This is a genomic window from Verrucosispora sp. CNZ293 (genome assembly GCF_002754655.1).
The window spans coordinates 5,583,825-5,601,919 of sequence record NZ_PEFR01000001.1; the positions used below are offsets into that span (position 1 = coordinate 5,583,825).

General features: G+C 70.5%; 9 protein-coding genes. 6 read left to right on the forward strand and 3 right to left on the reverse strand.

The genetic code is table 11. From position 1 onward, the window contains the following. The first annotated feature begins 26 nt into the window (after positions 1 to 26). The 3 genes from CLT74_RS25555 to truA all read left to right on the forward strand — a co-directional run bounded on the left by CLT74_RS25555 (position 27) and on the right by truA (position 2,610). Entirely contained in the window at positions 27 to 1,049 is a 1,023-nt protein-coding gene (locus CLT74_RS25555) for a DNA-directed RNA polymerase subunit alpha (RefSeq protein ID WP_091079335.1), read from the forward strand. A 34-nt stretch (positions 1,050 to 1,083) separates the two neighbouring features. Continuing rightward, on the forward strand, positions 1,084 to 1,644 hold the full coding sequence (gene rplQ, locus CLT74_RS25560) for a 50S ribosomal protein L17 (protein ID WP_099849615.1): 561 nt from the start codon (positions 1,084 to 1,086) through the stop codon (positions 1,642 to 1,644). A gap of 135 nt (positions 1,645 to 1,779) precedes the next feature. Next, the gene (truA, locus tag CLT74_RS25565; protein WP_099849617.1) at positions 1,780 to 2,610 is read left to right on the forward strand and encodes a tRNA pseudouridine(38-40) synthase TruA; all 831 of its coding nucleotides are present in this window, start codon (positions 1,780 to 1,782) and stop codon (positions 2,608 to 2,610) included. A 29-nt stretch (positions 2,611 to 2,639) separates the two neighbouring features. Here truA and CLT74_RS25570 read toward each other — a convergent pair whose 3' ends face one another. Beyond that, positions 2,640 to 3,740, reverse strand: coding sequence for a hypothetical protein (locus CLT74_RS25570; RefSeq protein WP_099849619.1), 1,101 nt, complete (start codon positions 3,738 to 3,740; stop codon positions 2,640 to 2,642). Positions 3,741 to 3,867: 127 nt separating this feature from the next. Between CLT74_RS25570 and CLT74_RS25575 the strand changes: the two genes are divergently transcribed. From CLT74_RS25575 to CLT74_RS25585, 3 genes are all read left to right on the forward strand, one after another. Beyond that, entirely contained in the window at positions 3,868 to 4,473 is a 606-nt protein-coding gene (locus tag CLT74_RS25575) for a methyltransferase (RefSeq protein ID WP_099852901.1), read from the forward strand. 47 nt (positions 4,474 to 4,520) lie between these two features. Beyond that, positions 4,521 to 6,200, forward strand: a complete 1,680-nt coding sequence (locus CLT74_RS25580; RefSeq protein ID WP_099849621.1) for an ATP-binding cassette domain-containing protein — start codon at positions 4,521 to 4,523, stop codon at positions 6,198 to 6,200. Positions 6,201 to 6,272: 72 nt separating this feature from the next. Beyond that, a complete protein-coding gene (locus CLT74_RS25585) occupies positions 6,273 to 7,223 on the forward strand; it encodes an aldo/keto reductase (protein ID WP_099849623.1) in 951 nt (316 codons plus the stop codon). Positions 7,224 to 7,293: 70 nt separating this feature from the next. Here the strand turns inward: CLT74_RS25585 and CLT74_RS25590 are convergent, their stop codons facing one another. After that, positions 7,294 to 13,134: a ThuA domain-containing protein gene (locus CLT74_RS25590; protein WP_099849625.1), complete on the reverse strand. Its 5,841-nt coding sequence runs from the start codon at positions 13,132 to 13,134 to the stop codon at positions 7,294 to 7,296. 290 nt (positions 13,135 to 13,424) lie between these two features. After that, the gene (locus tag CLT74_RS25595) at positions 13,425 to 18,092 is read right to left on the reverse strand and encodes a ThuA domain-containing protein (protein WP_099852904.1); all 4,668 of its coding nucleotides are present in this window, start codon (positions 18,090 to 18,092) and stop codon (positions 13,425 to 13,427) included. Positions 18,093 to 18,095: the final 3 nt, after the last annotated feature.

Below are 18,095 nucleotides of genomic sequence, written 5' to 3' on the forward strand. Positions count from 1 at the left end.
GGGCGTCCCGGAAGAGAAGAGAAAACATGCTCATCAGCCAGCGACCGACCCTCTCCGAGGAGTCGATCAACGAGACCCGGTCCCGGTTCACCATCGAGCCGCTGGAGCCGGGCTTCGGCTACACCCTGGGCAACTCGCTGCGGCGTACGCTGCTGTCCTCCATCCCGGGTGCGGCGGTCACCTCGATCAAGATCGACGGGGTGCTGCACGAGTTCACCACGATCCCCGGGGTCAAGGAGGACGTGGTCGAGCTCGTCATGAACATCAAGGAGCTCTGCGTCAGCTCCGAGCACGACGAGCCGGTCAGCATGTACCTGCGTAAGCAGGGCCCGGGCGACGTGACCGCCGGTGACATCCAGCCTCCGGCCGGTGTCTCGGTGCACAACCCGGACCTGAAGCTGGCCACCCTCAACGGCAAGGGCCGGCTCGACATGGAGCTGACCGTCGAGCGGGGTCGTGGTTACGTCACCGCGGCACAGAACAAGCAGGCGGGCGCGGAGATCGGCCGGATCCCGGTCGACTCGATCTACTCCCCGGTGCTCAAGGTGACCTACCGCGTCGAGGCGACCCGTGTCGAGCAGCGGACGGACTTCGACCGGCTGATCATCGACGTCGAAACCAAGCCGTCGATGGGGCCGCGTACCGCACTGGCCTCGGCCGGTTCGACGCTCGTGGAGCTGTTCGGGCTGGCCCGTGAGCTGGACGAGACCGCCGAGGGCATCGACATCGGCCCGTCTCCGCAGGACGCGCAGCTGGCGGCGGACCTGGCCCTGCCGATCGAGGAGCTGGACCTGACCGTCCGCTCCTACAACTGCCTCAAGCGCGAGGGCATCAACTCCGTTGGTGAGCTCATCGGGCGTACCGAGGCCGACCTCCTCGACATCCGCAACTTCGGCCAGAAGTCGATCGACGAGGTCAAGATGAAGCTCGCCGGGATGGGTCTCGGGCTGAAGGACTCGGCCCCGAACTTCGACCCGGCGCACGTCGTGGACACCTTCGGCGAGGCTGACTACGACACCGACGACTACCGCGAGACCGAGCAGCTCTAGTCCGCGCTGCCGCCACACCTGAGGAGCACCAAGCATGCCCACGCCCACCAAGGGCCCCCGCCTCGGCGGCAGCCCCGCGCACGAGCGGCTGATGCTGGCCAACCTGGCCACCGCGCTGTTCCAGCACGGCAAGATCCAGACCACCGAGACCAAGGCTCGGCGGCTGCGTCCGCTCGCCGAGCAGCTGATCACCAAGGCCAAGCGGGGCGACCTCGCGTCGCGTCGGCGGGTGCTTACCGTGGTCAAGGACAAGGACGTGGTCTACGCCCTGTTCGACCAGATCGCGCCGCGGTACGCCAACCGCAATGGCGGCTACACCCGGATCGTGAAGACCGGTCCGCGCAAGGGTGACGCCGCACCGATGGCGATCATCGAGCTGGTCGAGGAGCTTCAGGTCGCCGAGCCGAAGGCGAACAAGAAGACCGCCGGCCGCAAGGCCGCGCAGCAGGACAAGGTCGAGGCGCTGGCACCGGCCGAGGAGGCCCCCGCGTCGCGGTCGGCCGACCAGGACGCCGAGCCGCCGCAGTCGGCCTCCGGTGACACCGCCGCTGCCCGCGAGGACAGCGACCTGGCCACCGAGGAAGGCAAGGCCTGATCCAGGCCGTTGTCGGGCCCGGTACCCCCTGGGGTGCCGGGCCCGACCCTTAGGGTCTCGCGAGGTTCTCGACCGCGGCCTGGGCCCGCCCCAGGCCGGGCGGGGACGTCGTCACAGCGCCTTGGGAGGTACCACGTGCAGGAGCGCACCCGGCTGCGGCTGGATGTCGCGTACGACGGCACCGCCTTCTCCGGTTGGGCCGCCCAGCCGCAGCGGCGGACCGTCGCGGGAGTGCTTGCCGAGACGCTGGACCTGGTGCTCGGCGCCGGCGTCGCGATCGGGCTGACAGTCGCCGGCCGCACCGACGCCGGGGTGCACGCCACCGGGCAGGTCTGCCACCTCGACCTGCCCACCGAGGTCTGGAGCGCCCACGAGGGGCGGCTGCTGCGTCGGCTGGCCCGGCTGCTTCCGACCGATGTGCGGGTGCGGGCGATGCGGGCGGTGCCGGCCACCTTCGACGCCCGTTTCTCGGCGACCTTCCGCCGCTACGAGTACCGGGTGACCGACGCGCCGTGGGGGTGCGATCCGCTGCGCCGGCACGAGATCCTGGCCTGGCCCCGGGTACTCGACCTCGACCGCCTCGCCGCCGCGGCGGCCGGCCTGGTGGGGGAGCACGACTTCGCCGCGTACTGCCGGCGCAAGGAGAACGCCACCACGCTGCGGGAGGTGACCAGGCTGGACTGGCGGCGGGACGCCGACGGGATCCTGGTCGCCACCGTGCAGGCCGACGCGTTCTGTCAGGCGATGGTCCGCAGCCTGGTCGGTGCCATGCTGGTCGCCGGTGACGGCCGCCGGTCCGAGCGGTGGCCGGCCGACCTGCTGGCCCGACGGGAGCGGGCCAGCGAGGTGACAGTGGCACCGGCGCACGGGCTGACCCTGGTGGCGGTCGGCTACCCGGACGATCCCGACGAGTACGCACGCCGGGCCGAGGCCACCCGCCGGCTGCGGGTTCCCGCCGACAGCTGAGGCGGCGCCTCCCGCCGTCCGCCGGTGGCTCAGTCCTCGGTGGACTCGCCCTGGTCGCCGGTGTCGTCGGAGGGTGCCTCGGTCGGCTGGCTCGCCGTCCCGCCTTCGGCCCGCCGCTCCAGCACGCCCTGGCTGAGGTGCTGTTCGAGCATGTCGAAGAGAATCTCGCGGACCGTGGTGTCACCGGCCCGGATGGTGGCGCCGTCGGTGCGGGCGACCACCGCGTAGGCGATGTAGTGACCGCGTACCTGCCAGCCGACCCGGGCCGGCGCGGTGGCGATGACCTCGGTGTCGTCGCCTGCCGACATGCCACGGAAGCGGCCCTGCCGCTCGTCGAGCAGCTGGCGGATCCGGTCCCGGGCCCGCTCGGCGCTGGACCTGTCGGTGAGGTTGAACAGCCCCGCGGTGACCAGATGGTCGCCGTCCGGGGTGCTTAGGGTGGCCCGCACGACCTGGTTGCAGCCGAGCCGCACCAGCAGTTCCCCGACCTCACCGGTGGCGGCCACCGGGCAACTGGCGCTGGACTGGGTGCGCAGCACCTCGTAGCCGTTCTCGCCGTCGCCGACGGTGAGGGTGCTGGCGGGGAAGACCTCGCGGGCGGTGAGCGGTGCCTGGTCGGTGTCGCGGGAATCGAGATCGCTCGCCTCGGCGGGCACCGTCCCGCGGGTGGTGTCCGGTCCGGCGCTGGGCGCGGCCTGCTGACCGATCAGGGTCCGGCCGTCCAGCAGGGTCGCGGCGGTGAGCCCGCAGAGGGCGAGGAGCACCAGCGCCGCGGCGCCGCCGATCAGCACCTGCCAGGTGCGACCGCCACCCCGGCGGGGCGGCACGACAGTCGTGGTGCCGGCCTCCGGCGGTGCCGCCGCCACGCCGACAGGCGGCGGTTCGTCGGGTGCGACAGGTGCCGCGTCGTACCGTGGTGCCGGCTCCTGCTGCGTGGCGGGGAACGCCTCGCGTGGCGGTGCCGATGACGGCAACATGATCTGGTTCGGCCGGGCCAGCGACGGGGTGGGGAAGCGCGACGGGGACGGCCCTGCCGGGGGCGGCGGGCCGGGCCGGGGCGCGACGTCCTCGGGCTCGTCGTCCCGGTAGGGGACGTATGCGTCCTCATCGGAGTCGTACCGATACACCATGTCGTCCAGAGTAGGGATGTTTATCCCTTTAGAAGGTATTTTGCCGAAATGCGGTGGATGGACGTGTCGGATCCACTGCGACAGCCGCACCGTCGGCCGGATCCGGCTCGGTGCGAGAATGGCCCGCGTGACCGGGGACCATTACTTCACCGCCGAGCCGGACGCGCCCGCCCGGGCACGCGAGGTGCAGTTCACCGTCGCCGGGCGCGACTACACCCTGGTCTCGGCGTCCGGGGTCTTCTCAGCCAGCCGCCTCGACCCCGGCACCGCCGTGTTGCTGCGCAAGGCCGAGCCACCGGCTCCCACGACCACCGGCGCTCTGCTCGACCTAGGCTGTGGTTTCGGCCCGATCGCCTGCGTGCTCGCCACCGTCGCCCCCACGGCCACGACCTGGGCGGTGGACGTGAACGAGCGGGCCCGGGGGCTGACCGCCGAGAACGCCGCCCGGCTCGGGCTGTCCGGCCGGCTGCGGGTGACGGCCCCCGAGGAGGTACCCGCCGACCTCCGCTTCGCGCAGATCTGGTCCAACCCGCCGATCCGGGTCGGCAAGGACGAGCTGCACCAACTGCTGCTGCGCTGGTTGCCCCGGCTCGCTCCGGACGGCGTCGGCTGGCTGGTGGTGGCCCGCCACCTCGGCGGTGACTCGTTGCAGGGTTGGCTGCTCCAGCAGGGCTGGCAGGTGACCCGACACGCCAGCCAGAAGGGATTCCGGGTGTTGCGCGTCACCCACTGACCGGGTAATCGGTTGGCCGGCCGGTCCGGCTCGGGCAGGATGCCCGCGTGGGATACGTGGACGTGGCGGCGGTCGGGCATGTCCTCCCGGACGGGCGGCAGCTCTTCGCCGACGTGTCGTTCCGGGTCGGTGAGGGCGCAAAGGTGGCGCTTGTCGGGCCGAACGGGGCGGGCAAGACGACGTTGCTGCGGATGGTCGCCGGTGACCTGCCGGTGCCCACCGGCACCATCGCGCGTACCGGTGGGCTCGGCGTCATGCGCCAGTTCATCGGCATGATCGGCGACGAGTCGACACTTGCCGACCTGGCCCTGTCGCTCGCCCCGCCGGCCCTGCGCGACGCCGGTCGCCGGCTGACCGAGACCGAGGCGGCCATGCGCGAGGCCGAGCTGCGCGGCAAGTACAGCACCGCCGCCGGCAAGGCCCAGCTGGCGTACGCCGACGCGTTGGCGGCCTGGGGCGAGACCGGCGGGTACGACGCCGAGGTGCTCTTCGACACCGTCGCCACGATCGTCCTCGACCTGCCCTGGGAGACCGCCCGGCACCGTCCGGTCCGCACTCTCTCCGGTGGGCAGCAGAAGCGCTTCGCTCTGGAGCTGCTGCTGCGTGGCCCCGACGAGGTGCTGCTGCTCGACGAGCCGGACAACTTCCTCGACGTGCCCGGCAAACGCTGGCTGGAGGCGCGGCTGCGGGAGTCCGCCAAGTCGGTGCTCTACGTCTCGCACGACCGGGAGCTGCTGGCGCACACAGCCGACCGGGTGGTCGCGGTGGAGGGCGGCAGCGCCTGGGTGCACCCGGGCGGCTTCGCCAGCTGGCACGAGGCGCGGGTGGCCCGCCACGCCCGCCTCGACGAGCAGCGCAAACGCTGGGACGAGGAGCACCAGAAGCTGCGTGAGCTGATGCTGATGTACAAGCAGAAGGCCGCGTACAACGATGGGATGGCCTCGCGCTACCAGGCGGCGCAGACCCGGTTGCGCAAGTTCGAGGAGGCCGGGCCGCCGCCCGTGCCGCCGAAGGAGCAGGACATCCGGATGCGGCTGGCCGGCGGGCGGACCGGCAAGCGCGCGCTGGTCTGCGAGCAGCTGGAGCTGGACGGCCTGACCTACCCCTTCGACCTGGAGCTGTGGTACGGCGACCGGCTCGCGGTGCTCGGCGCCAACGGCACCGGCAAGTCGCACTTCCTGCGGTTGCTGGCCCGGGGCGGAACGGATCCGGACCCGGCGAACGGCCCCGTCGACGGTGCGGCGGCGCTGGCCCCGGTGGCCCACGACGGGGTGGCCCGACTCGGCGCGCGGGTGCGTCCCGGTCACTTCTCCCAGACCCACGACCGGCCGGAACTGATGGCGAAGACGCTCGTCGAGATCCTCTGGCGGGGCGACGAGCACCGGTCCGGCATGGACCGGCACGCGGCCATGGCGGCGCTGTCCCGGTACGAGCTGGCGGGGCAGGGTGACCAGCGCTTCGGCACCCTCTCCGGTGGCCAGCAGGCCCGCTTCCTGGTGCTGCTGCTGGAACTGTCAGGCGCGACGATGCTGCTGCTCGACGAGCCCACCGACAACCTCGACCTGGCCTCGGCGGAGGCGCTGGAAGCCGGGCTCACCGCCTTCTCCGGCACGGTGGTGGCGGTCACCCACGACCGCTGGTTCACCCGGACCTTCGACAGGTTCCTGCTGTTCCGTGGCGACGGTGAGGTGGTCGAGACCGACGAGCCGGTCTGGGACGTGGGCTGACCACCACACCCGTAACGGTGGTCGGCCCTGCGACCACCCGACGGGGCGACATATGGTGATCTCGTGAGTGAGATGACCTATCGCCGGTTGGGCGACTCCGGGCTCGTGGTGTCCGTGGTGGGGATCGGCTGCAACAACTTCGGCCGCAAACTGGATCTCGACGGCACCCGCGCGGTGGTCGACGCGGCCCTCGACGCCGGGATCAACTTCTTCGACACCGCCGACATCTACGGCGAGCCGCACGGCGCGTCGGAGGCACAGCTCGGCGCGGCCCTCAAGGGCCGCCGGGACGACGTGGTGCTGGCGACCAAGTTCGGCATGTCGATGGCCGGTGGCAACGGACGGGACTTCGGGGTACGCGGCTCGCGGCGGTACGTGATCCGGGCCGTCGAGGCGTCCTTGCGTCGACTGGACACCGACCACATCGACCTGTACCAGTTCCACGAGCCGGACCCGGGTACGCCGATCGACGAGACGCTGTCCGCCCTGGACGATCTGGTCCGCGCCGGCAAGGTGCGGTACCTCGGCAACTCCAACTTCACCGGCTGGCAGATCGCCGACGCGGACTGGACGGCGAAGACCCGGGGGTTCGCCCGGTTCGTCAGCGCCCAGAACCACTACAGCCTGCTGAACCGGGACGCCGAGATCGAGGTGCTGCCGGCCTGCGACCGGTTCGGGCTGGGCATGCTGCCGTTCTTCCCGCTGGCGAACGGGCTGCTCACCGGCAAGTACAAGCGGGGTGAGGCACCACCGGCCGGCAGCCGCCTGGCCGGTGGCGGACGGTACGCCCAGCGCCTCGCCGCCGCCGACTGGGACACCATCGAGGGCATCGAGGCGTACGCCGCGGAACGCGGGGTGCCGATGCTGCACGTGGCGATCGGCGGCCTGGCGGCCCAGCCGGCGGTCACCTCGGTCATCGCCGGAGCCACCACACCCGAGCAGGTACGCGCCAACGCCGAAGCCGGCACCTGGCACCCCACCGAGGACGACCTGAAGGCCCTGCGGGCGGTGCTCGACCGGTAACCGGGAACATGGCGGGGCCCCGCCCGGCTGCTGCCGGACGGGGCCCCTTTGTGCTACCGGGAACTGTCGCTCAGAGGCGACGCCCCGGGGCCAGGCGGGTGGGGTCGCCGCCGAGGCGGCCGGCGCCCTTGACGGACTCGCCGTCGTTGGCCTGTACGCCGGTCTTACTGGCCGTGCCACCGAGCCGGACGATCATGGCGTCGGCGTCCCGGATCAGCACGTCCCGGATCTCCGCCTCGCCGACCAGCTCGGCGTCACCGGCAAGCGTCCGGAACGCGGTGAGCTGGTTGATCGCCCGCTTGTCGTTGCCCTCCGCCTCCGCCGTACGGGCGTTGGAGAGTCGCTTCGACAACTGGTTGTGTGCCTTCGTGGAGAGCCGGCCCGTCGCCTTGAACCGGTCCAGCAGGTTCTGCATGTCCCGGAACGAGGTGGTGACGAAGAAGCGGACCGACGCGGTGGTGGCGTTGCCCGCCTTGTCGGTCGCCGTGACGGTCAGCTCGTGCAGGCCCAACGGCAGCTCGTACATCGCCTGGAGCGTGCCGCTGACATACGGGCGGTCGTCGAGTTGACCGACCACTGAGGCGATGCCCGAGGTCGGGTCGACCGCCTGCCACGACACCCGGACGTCCTGGCTGTCCCCGTAGAGCTGGCCGTCGGCGATGCCGGAGACCAGCAGGGTGGGCTTGGTGCCGTCGATCCGGACCACCGCCGACTTGAGCGTCTCGGCGTTGCCGGCGGTGTCGGTGGCCCGGTAGAGCAGCTCGTGGTCCCCGTCACCACTGATCTGCACCGGCTCGGTGTACGGCGTCCAGTCGCCGCCGTCCAGCGACCACTCCAGCAGCTTCACCCCGGAACCGGCATCGGTCGAGGTGAGCACCACCGGGATGGTGCCGTCGTGCCAGCCCTCGTCGTTCGCCGGAGCGAACGTCGCGGTGCTGACCGGCGCGGTGGCGTCGATGCGGACGGCGACCGTCTTCGTCTCCTCCACGTTGCCGGCCTCGTCCACCGAGCGGAACCGCAGCTCGTGCTCGCCGTCCCCGGTCACCTGCACCGGCGCGGTGTAGGCGGTCCAGGTGGTGGCGTCGTCGAGCTGGTACTCGGTGCGAGCCACCCCGCTGCCGCCGTCGTTGTCGGCGGCGGTCAAGGTGACAGTCGCCGGGCCGGTGAGCCAACCCTCGACCGGGGTGCCGGACACCTCGGCCGTGGTGACGGGCGCGGTGTCGTCGTCCGGTCCGGCCTCTGTGGAGAACCGGAAGTAGTCGAACGACGCCGACTTCGAGGCGGTCTGGTTGCCGCTGAGGGTGAACACGCCCACCTTCGGGGTCGCCCCCACGGCCGCGTTGACCAGCTCGGTCAACGCCGTCCAGGTGGTGCCGTCCGCCGAGTACGACGCGGTGAAGGTGTCACCGGCGCGCGACACCCGCAGGTACCACTCGGACGAGGTCAGGTTCTCCGCACCCGGCTGGGGATCCTGGATCGATCCGCCGATCTCGCTGCGGAACTCGATCCGCCGAGACACCGGCTGGCCGGCCTGGTTGTCCACCACGAAGTCGAACTTGAGGTAGTTGTCGTCGTCGCCGTACACGATCAGACCCGCCTGCTGGTACTGCTCGTCCAGCAGACTGCCGTCGATCTTGGTCTCCATCGTCCAGTCGCCGGTCGGGGCGTTCTGCAGAATGAAGTTCGTCGGATCGGTGTTGTTGGTGCCGTAGATGTCACCGTTGGGCACGTCGACGTACAGCTTGCCGCCGCTGACCCGGTAGGTGCTCGGGTCCTCCCGCAGGATCGCGTTCCACCGGCACTTGTCCAGCGAGATGCCGTCGAAGTCGTCGGACGGGTCGACCGGCCCGGCCGGCTCGTCCGGCGTCACCTGGAACCAGTCGAACGCGGCATCCACGACGGGGGCGTCGGTGCCACCGTTGAGGGCGAACAGGCCGATCCGCGGGTTCTCGATGCCGGCCAGCTCGGCGGACCGCCCGACCGGGCTGTAGGTCTGCCCGTCGGCCGACATCTCCGCGGTCAGGTTGGTGCCGTCGCTGCTGATCCGCAGGTAGACGGTGTCACCCTCCGGTGCGGCGACGTTGTCGGCACTGTCGTTGCGCGGCGTGCCGGCAGTCTCCCGGAGGAACTCCACCCGCCGGCTGCCGTTGTAGAGCAGGTCGACCTTGGCGTAGTTGTCGTCGTCGCCGTAGACGATCAGACCGGCCTGCTGGTAGGTGGCCGTCACCGGGACAGTGACCTTCGTGGTCGCCTGCCAGGCACCCGTCGGCGCGGGCTGGAGCACCAGGTTTGTCGCGTCGTTGCGGCTGCCGTAGAGGTCACCGGCCTCGGTGGGAAGTCGCAGCGTGCCGTCGGAGACGGACAGGAGCTGGTTCTCCCGCACCACGCTGCTCCACCGGTCGCGGTTGAGCGTGTCGCCGTCGAAGTTGTCCGATCGTGCCCCGAGGCAGGAGGTGTTCGGCGATTCGACCCGGACCGGCACGGTGGCGTACGACCGGGCACCCCGACTGTCGGTCACCGTCAGGGTGGCGGTGAAGTTGCCGGGCGCGGCGTAGGTGTGCTCGGCGTTCAGCGTGTCGGCCGTGCCGCCGTCACCGAAGTCCCACTCGTACGTCAGCGGGGTGTCGCCCTCGGGGTCGGTGGCGGTGCCGCCGAACGCGATGGTGACCGGTGCGGTGCCGGTGGCCGGCGTGGCGGTGGCGGTGACCACCGGCGGTGCGTTGTCGGTGACGCCCTTGCCGACGAAATCCGCCCAGTTGACGTTGAACAGCGAACCCGAGCCGCCCGCCGGATCCTGGGCCACGAAGTACAGCGAACCGCTCGCCGCACCTGTCACCGGCGCGGTGACGTCGGTGTAGGTCTGCCAGTCGCCGGTACCCGGCACGGTGGCCGTGGCGACCACCGGGCCGTCGACCGCGCCGGCCCGTACCTCGATCACGCCGCCGCTGGTCGCGGACGCGACCCGGAACCGGATCTCGTCGATCTCGGTCAGGTCGGCCGGGACGAGCGACCACCAGTCGCCGTCCTCGATCGCGCCGATGTTCTGTCCGCCGCCGGCGGAGTCACCGCTGGCCTCGCGCATCACGCCGGGGTCGCCGCCGCCGGTGCCGTTCTCGGCCCGGCCGGTGTCGGTGAAGTACTCGGCCTGCTTGCGCTTGGGCTGGAGGATCTCGATGTCCCGGCCGGTCAGCGGGTCGGCCCCACCGGTGCCGCCCTGGTCGGTGTAGGTGGCCTCCAGGACGGTGAAGACGTCCGCCTCGGCGCCGTGCCCGGCGGCGAGCTGGGTCTGCACCATGCCGGTGCAGCCGGTGTGCTGCTCCAGCGGGTGGGCGTGCTCGTCGTGACCGAGCAGGACCTGGAGCTGGACGTCGGCGCAGTCGATCTCGCCGTCCTCCGGGTCGGTCACCTTGATCGTGTACTTGACCTGGTCGCCCCAGTTGAAGAAACCACCGTCCGGCGGGAACTCGATCTCCACAGTCGGCGCGGTGTTGCCGACCGTGATCGGCACGTTCGCCACCGCCGTACGCCCCTTAGCGTTGGTGACGGTGAGCTGGGCGGTGTAGTTGCCCGGCGAGGTGTACGTGTGGGTGGGGTTCGCCTCGGTGGAGGTGCCGCCGTCGCCGAAGGTCCAGGCGTAGGTGAGCGTGCCACCGTCGGGGTCACGGGAACCGGCGCTGGAGAAGACCACCTCCAGCGGGGCCGGCCCGGAGGTCGGTTCGGCGCTGGCCACCGCGATCGGCGCCCGGTCACCGGCGATGTAGTCGATCCGGTAGACGCCGGAGTTGTCGTTGTTGCCGCCGAAGCCGCTACCCCACTCGATCAGGTACATCGCGCCGTCCGGACCGAACTCGAAGTCCATCGGGCGGATGAAGGACATCCCGGTGAGCAACTGGTTGATGTCGACCAGTTCCTTGCCGTCCTCGGTGACCTGCATCGTGTACATCTTCGACTGGTTCCACTCGCCGAGGAGCGCCTTGCCGTCGTAGTACGCCGGCCACTTGCGAGCCGAGTCGAGGTCGGCGTCGTACCGGTAGACCGGGCCGCCCATCGGCGCACCACCGCCACCGATCTCCGGGTAGCGCGGGTCACCGCCGTAGCCGTAGTCGACGGTGGCCGGGATGGCCGGCGGGAGGTTGGTCAGGCCGGTGTTGTTCGGCGAGTTGTTCACCACCGCGGCGCAGTCGAACTTCGGCCCGCTCGGGCCGGAGGGGAACTGGTAGTCGTTGTACGCCTCGTTGGTCCCCGTGCAGTACGGCCAGCCGTAGTTGCCCGGTTCGGCGACGATGTTCCACTCGACCAGGCCCTCGGGGCCACGGTTCGGGTTGTCCGACCCGGCGTCCGGGCCGTAGTCGGCGACGTAGAGGGTGTCGGTGGCCGGGTCGATGCCGATCCGGAACGGGTTGCGGAAACCCATCGCGAAGATCTCGGGACGGGTCTTCTCCGTGCCCGGCGGGAAGAGGTTGCCCTCCGGGACGGTGTACGTCCCGTCGTCCTCCGGGTGGATCCGGATCACCTTGCCGCGCAGGTCGTTGGTGTTGCCGGAGGTGCGCTGCGCGTCGTAGTCGGCGCGTCCGGGCCGCTCGTCGATGGGCGTGTACGCGTCCGAGGAGAACGGGTTGGTGTTGTCCCCGGTGGCCAGGTAGAGGTTGCCGGCGGAGTCGAACGTCATGGTGCCGCCGGCGTGGCAGCAGGTGTTGCGTTGGGTGTCGACCTGGAGCACGACCTTCTCGGTGGCCGCGTCGATCGAGTCACCGCTGACCGTGAACCGGGAGAGCAGGTTGCGCGCCACCCCGTCGTTCGGGGCGTAGTAGAGATACACCCAGTTGTTGGTGGCGAAGTCCGGGTCGAGGCGGATGCCGATCAGGCCGTCCTCGTTGCCGGTGAAGACGTCGAGGTCGATGGCGGTGACCGTGTTGCCGGTGTCCGGCTTGACGATCTGCACCCGGCCGTCGCGTTCGATGTAGAAGACCCGGCCGTCGGGCGCGATGTCCAGCTCCATCGGGTTGCTGGTGTTGCTGTCCAGCGTCACCTTCTCGAAGCTGGCGGTCAGCGACGCCCCGCAGTCGGCACCCTCGATCCCGGCCGCGGTGCGGATACCACCGAGCAGGTGGGTACGGAACCCCGGTTCGGCGTACGACTCGTCGGTGTGACCACCGCCGGTGTACCAGGCTCGGCCGCCGTCGTAGTCCTGACACCAGGCGATCGGGTGGTCGTGTCCCATGGCCCCGGACCCGGCGGAGTAGCTGGTCTCGTCGAGGGTGGCCAGCACGTGCACCGCACCACGCGGGTTGGTGCGGTAGTTGTACCACTCGTCGTACCGGGACCAGCGCTCCGGCAGGTGCGCGGTGGAGGGGTGCGCCGGATCCTCGACCTTGACGGTGGCCGTCTGGTTGGCCGGGTGGCTGTTGAAGTACGCCCCCACCAGTTCGCCGTACCAGGACCAGCTGTACTCGGTGTCGGCGGCGGCGTGGATGCCTGCGTAGCCGCCACCGGCCTGGATGTAGCGCTCGAACGCCGCCTGCTGGTCGGCGGTCAGCACGTCTCCGGTGGTGGAGAGCCAGATGACGGCCCGGTACTGGGCCAGGTTCGCGTCGGTGAAGGCGGCGCCGTCCTCGGTGGTGTCGACGGTGAAGCCGTGTTCCGCGCCGAGTTCCTGGATGGCGGCGATGCCTGTGGGAATGGAGGCGTGGCGGAAGCCTGCGGTCTTGGAGAAGACCAGCACCGAGAACTCGTCGGCTGCGGCTTGTGGAGCCGCCATCGGCTTGGCCTGCTGGACGGGGGTGCTCTGCGCAACTGTCTCGGTGCTCGGCGCGGCCTGTGCGGCAGGGACACCGGCGAGGCCGGTCGCGGCGAGGCCGAGGGTGAGAAGTGTGGCGGTGATGGGTACGCGGGCACGGGGTGGTCGGGGCACTCCGGTCTCCTCTGTCGTTACTCGACGTGGGTTGCGGGGGACGGCTCGCCGAAGACCGTCCCAAATGGAGCCGGTTCGGACACCGTGCCGATGGCGCCGTACCAGCATTTATGTCGAGTCGTTGAACAAATTAGTTCCGTTGAAACGATTAATGGCAAGACTTCGATGGATAACGTTTCGGTAAATGGGGGTGACATTCCCGCACAGCCCACCCAAACCGCCACCAGCGCCGGCCCGTACCTCGGGGTGGAGATACGGGCCGGCATCGATGGAGCGGCTGGGCCGGCTGACTACCCGGGCGTGAGTCGGAAGTAGTCGAACGCTGCCGTCTTGGCGGCGGTCTGGTTGGCACCGAGCGTGAACAGGCCCACCCTCGGGGTCGTCCCGACCGCGGTACTCGTCAACGACCCCAGGCTCGTCCAACTCGTGCCGTCGGCCGAGTACGCGGCGGTGAAGGTGTTTCCGCTGCGGGTCAGCCGCAGGTGCCAGATCCCCTGGGTCAGGCCGGTCGCCTGTGGCTGCGTACTCTGCACAGCCCCGCCGACCTCGCTGCGGAACTCGATCCGCCGCGAGACCGCCTGACCGGCCGCGTTGTCCGTGACGTAGTCGAACTTGAGGTAGTTGTCGTCGTCGGCGTACACCAGCAGGCCCGCCTGCTGGTACTGCTCATTGAGCAGGCTGCCGTCGACCCGGGTCTGCACGGTCCAGTTCCCGGCCGGGCTGTTCTGGAGGATGAAGTTCGTCGGCCCGGTGTTGCCGGTGCCGTAGATGTCACCGTTCGGCACGTCGACGCGCAGCGCGCCGTCGGTCACCCGGTAGCGGGTCGCATCCTCCCGCACGATGGCGTTCCACCGGCACTTCTCCAGGCTGCCGCCGGTGAACTCGTCCGACGGCGTGACGGCGCCGGTGGTGATGTCCGGGGTGATCCGGAACCAGTCGAACTGGGCGTTCACCACGGGTGCGGTGGTGCCGCCGTTGAGGGCGAAGAGACCGATCCGGGGGTTGGTGATCCCGGCCAGCGCGGCGGACCGGCCGACCGCGGTGAAGGTCTGCCCGTCGGTCGAGTAGGCGGCGGTCAGGTTCGTCCCGTCGCTCGTCAGTCGCAGATGGATGGTGTCACCGGTCGGCGCTGCGGTGGAGTCCGTGCTCTCGTTGCGCGGCGTCCCGGCGCTCTCCCTGATGAACTCCACCCGGCGGCTGCCACCGTAGAGCAGGTCCAACTTGGCGTAGTTGTCGTCGTCGCCGTAGATGAGCAGACCGGCCTGCTGGTAGTCGGCCCGGGCCGCCAGGGTCACCCGGGTGGTCGCCTGCCAGGCTCCGCTGGGCGCGGGCTGGAGCACCAGGTTGGTGGCGTCGTTGCGGGTGCCGTACAGGTCGCCCGCCGAGGTGGGCAGCCGCAGCGAACCGTCGGCGACCGAGTACGAGGTGTTCCCCCGCACCACGCCTGTCCACCGCTGGAGGTCCAGCGAGGTGCCGGTGAACTCGTCGGACCGTTGTGGTCCCTGCGGTCCCTGGCAGGGGTTGCCCGCCCCGTCGACCCGGATCGGCACGCTCGCCTGCCCCCGGGCACCCCGGCTGTCGGTGACCGTCAGGGTGGCGGTGTAGCTGCCCGGCGTGGTGTACGTGTGGGTGGCGCTCAGCGTGTTCGCGGTCGCGCCGTCGCCGAAGTCCCAGGCGTACGTCAGGGGGGTGTCCCCGTCCGGGTCGGTCGCCGTACCGGTGAAGGTCACGGCCAGTGGCCCGGTCCCGCTGGTCGGGGTGGCCGTGGCGGCGACCGTCGGTGGGGCGTTGCCGCTCACCCCGGGGCCGACGAAGTCCATCCAGTTGACATTGAACAGGGTGCCGGAGCCGCCATTCGGGTCCCGGGCGACGAAGTACAACGCGCCCTCCGCGGCGGCACCGTTGGGTATCTGCGCGGTGATGTCGGTGTACGTCTGCCACTCTCCGGTGCCGGCCACGGTCGCAGTGGTGATCAGCGGTCCGTTCGCGGCTCCGGCGCGTACCTCGATCCGACCGCCGGAGGTGGCCGAGGCGACCCGGAACTGGATCGAGGTGACGCCGGTCAGGCTGGCCGGACTCACCGACCACCAGTCGCCGTCCTCGATGAATCCGATGTTCTGTCCGCCGCCGGCGGTGTCACCTGTGGTCTCCCGCTCGACCCCGGCGGTGCCGCCCCCGGTGGCACCCGTCACCCGCCCGGTGGCGGAGTAGTACTCGGCCTGCTTCCGTTTCGGCTGGAGGACCACGAGCGCCCGGCCGGTCTGCGGCTCGGCCCCGTCGGACCCGCCCCTGTCGGTGTAGGTCGCCTCCAGCACGGTGAAGACGTTCGCGTCCGCCCCGTGGCCGTCGGCGAGCTGGGTCTGCACCGTGCCGGTGCAGCCGGTGTGCCGCTCCAGCGGGTGGGCGTGCTCGTCGTGGCCGAGCAGGACCTGGAGTTCGACGTCGTCGCAGTCGATCGTCCCGTCCTCCGGGTCGGTGACCTTGACGGTGTAGGCGACCTGGTCACCCCAGGCGAAGAAGCCACCATCGGGCGGGAACTCGATGGTCACGGTCGGTGCCGTGTTGCCGACGGTGACCGGCACGTTCGCCACCGCGCTCCGTCCCGCCGGGTTGGTCACCCGGAGCTGCGCCGTGTAACTCCCGGACCGGGTGTACGTGTGGGTCGGGTTGGCCTGGGTGGAGGTGCCGCCGTCGCCGAACGTCCAGGCGTAGGTGAGCGTCCCGCCGTCGGGGTCGCGCGAGCCGGCGCTGGAGAAGGTGACGGCGAGCGGTGGCGCTCCGGAGGTGGGGTTCGCCGAGGCGACCGCGATCGGGGCGCGGGCACCGGCTGTGTAGTCGATCCGGTAGACGCCGGAGTTGTCGTTGTTGCCGCCGAAGCCGCTGCCCCACTCGATCAGGTACAGCGCGCCGTCGGGGCCGAACTCGAAGTCCATCGGCCGGACGAAGGTCATCTGGTCGAGGATCCGGTTGATGTCGACAAGGGACTTGCCGTCCCGGCTGACCTGCATGGTGTACATCCGCGACTGGTTCCACTCGCCGAAGATCGACTTGCCGTCGAAGTACGCCGGCCACTGGCGGCGGGACGAGATGGTCGGGTCGTACCGGTAGACGGGGCCGGCCATGGGGGCTCCGCCGCCGCCGATCTCCGGGAAGCGGCTGTTGCCGCCGTAGCCGTAGTCGACAGTGGCTGGGATGGCCGCCGGCAGGTTGGTCAGGCCGGTGTTGTTGGGGGAGTTGTTCACCGGCGCGGAGCAGTTGAACTTCGCCCCGCTCGGGCCGGACGGGAACTGGTAGTCGTTGTACGCCTGGTTGTTGCCGTGGCAGTACGGCCAGCCGAAGTTGCCGGGCCGGTCGACGATGTTCCACTCGACCAGACCCTCCGGGCCCCGGTTCGCGTTGGCGGTGGTGGCGTCCGGGCCGTAGTCGGCGACGTAGAGCACGTTGGTGACCCGGTCGATGCCGATCCGGAACGGGTTGCGCAGGCCCATCGCGTAGATCTCCGGGCGGGTCCGCGCGGTGCCCGGGGCGAAGAGGTTTCCGCTCGGGATGGTGTACGTCCCGTCGGCCTGCGGCCGGATCCGGAGCACCTTGCCGCGCAGGTCGTTGGTGTTCCCGGCGGTGCGCTGCGAGTCGTAGTCCGACCGGCCGGAGCGCTCGTCCAACGGGCTGTAGCCACTGGACTCGAAGGGGTTGGTGTTGTCCCCGGTGGCCAGGTAAAGGTTGCCGGCCGAGTCGAAGACCATCGTCCCGCCCATGTGGCAGCAGGTGTTGCGCTGGGTGGGCACCTCCAGCACCACGCGCTCGCTCGACGGGTTGATCGTGTCCCCGGTGACGGTGAACCGGGACAGGTGGTTGCGGGAGCCGCCCGCGCTCGGGGCGTAGTAGAGCCAGACCCACCCGTTGCTGCCGAAGTTGGGGTCGAGTCGGATGCCGAGGAGGCCGTCCTCGTTACCCGCGAAGACGCTCAGCCGCAGCGCGGTGACCGTCTGGCCGGTGTCCGGCTTGATGATCTGCACCCGGCCGTCGCGTTCGATGTAGAAGACCCGGCCGTCGGGCGCGATGTCCAGCTCCATCGGGTTGCTGGTGTTGCTGTCCAGCGTCACCTTCTCGAAGCTGGCGGCTCGGCCGGCACCACAGTCGGCGTGCACCACCCCGGCCGCGGTCTGGATACCACCGAGGAGGTGTTGCCGGAACTCGGCGTTGGTGAAGGAATCCTGGGTGTGCCCGCCCCCTGTGTACCAGGACCGGCCACCGTCGAAGTTCTGGCACCAGGCGATCGGGTGGTCGTGCCCCATCGCCCCGCTGCCCGGGCTGTAGCTGCGCTCGTCGAGGGAGGCCAGCACCTGCACCTGGCGGGCGCGGGGGTTGGTGCGGAAGTTGTACCACTCGTCGAAACGGGACCACCGGTCCGGCAGATGCCGGGTCGACTCGTGGGTGGTGTCCTCGACCTTCACCGTGGCCGTCTGGTTGGCCGGGTGGCTGTTGAAGTAGGCACCGACCAGTTGGCCGTACCAGGCCCAGTCGTACTCGGTGTCGGACGCGGCGTGCACGCCGACGTATCCGCCGCCGGCGCGGATGTAGCGCTCGAAGGCCGCCTGCTGGCTGGCGTTGAGCACGTCACCCGTGGTCGACAACCAGATGACCGCCCTGAACCTGGCCAGGTTGGTGTCGGTGAAGGCGGCGCTGTCCTCGGTGGTGGTGACGGTGAACCCGTTAGCCGTGCCGAGTTGCTGGATCGCGCTGATGCCGGCCGGGATCGAGTCGTGCCGGAATCCGGCGGTCTTGGAGAAGACGAGGACGGAGTACGGCTCCGCCTCCGCCGCGGCGACCGGTACGGCGGCCTGGGCGGCGGCCGGGCCGGCGATCGGGGCCGGTGCGGCGGCCAGGATGAGTACAAGGGCGAGTAGCGCCATGGTCGCTGCGGCGAGCGGTGCTCGCCGCCGACGGGGTCGGGGCACGAA

Bases quoted from the DNA above. Each gene is read 5' to 3' on its own strand.
- rplQ (WP_099849615.1), top strand. From the start codon at position 1,084: ATGCCCACGCCCACCAAGGGCCCCCGCCTCGGCGGCAGCCCCGCGCAC.
- CLT74_RS25555 (WP_091079335.1), top strand. From the start codon at position 27: ATGCTCATCAGCCAGCGACCGACCCTCTCCGAGGAGTCGATCAACGAG.
- CLT74_RS25585 (WP_099849623.1), top strand. From the start codon at position 6,273: ATGACCTATCGCCGGTTGGGCGACTCCGGGCTCGTGGTGTCCGTGGTG.
- CLT74_RS25570 (WP_099849619.1), bottom strand. From the start codon at position 3,740: ATGGTGTATCGGTACGACTCCGATGAGGACGCATACGTCCCCTACCGG.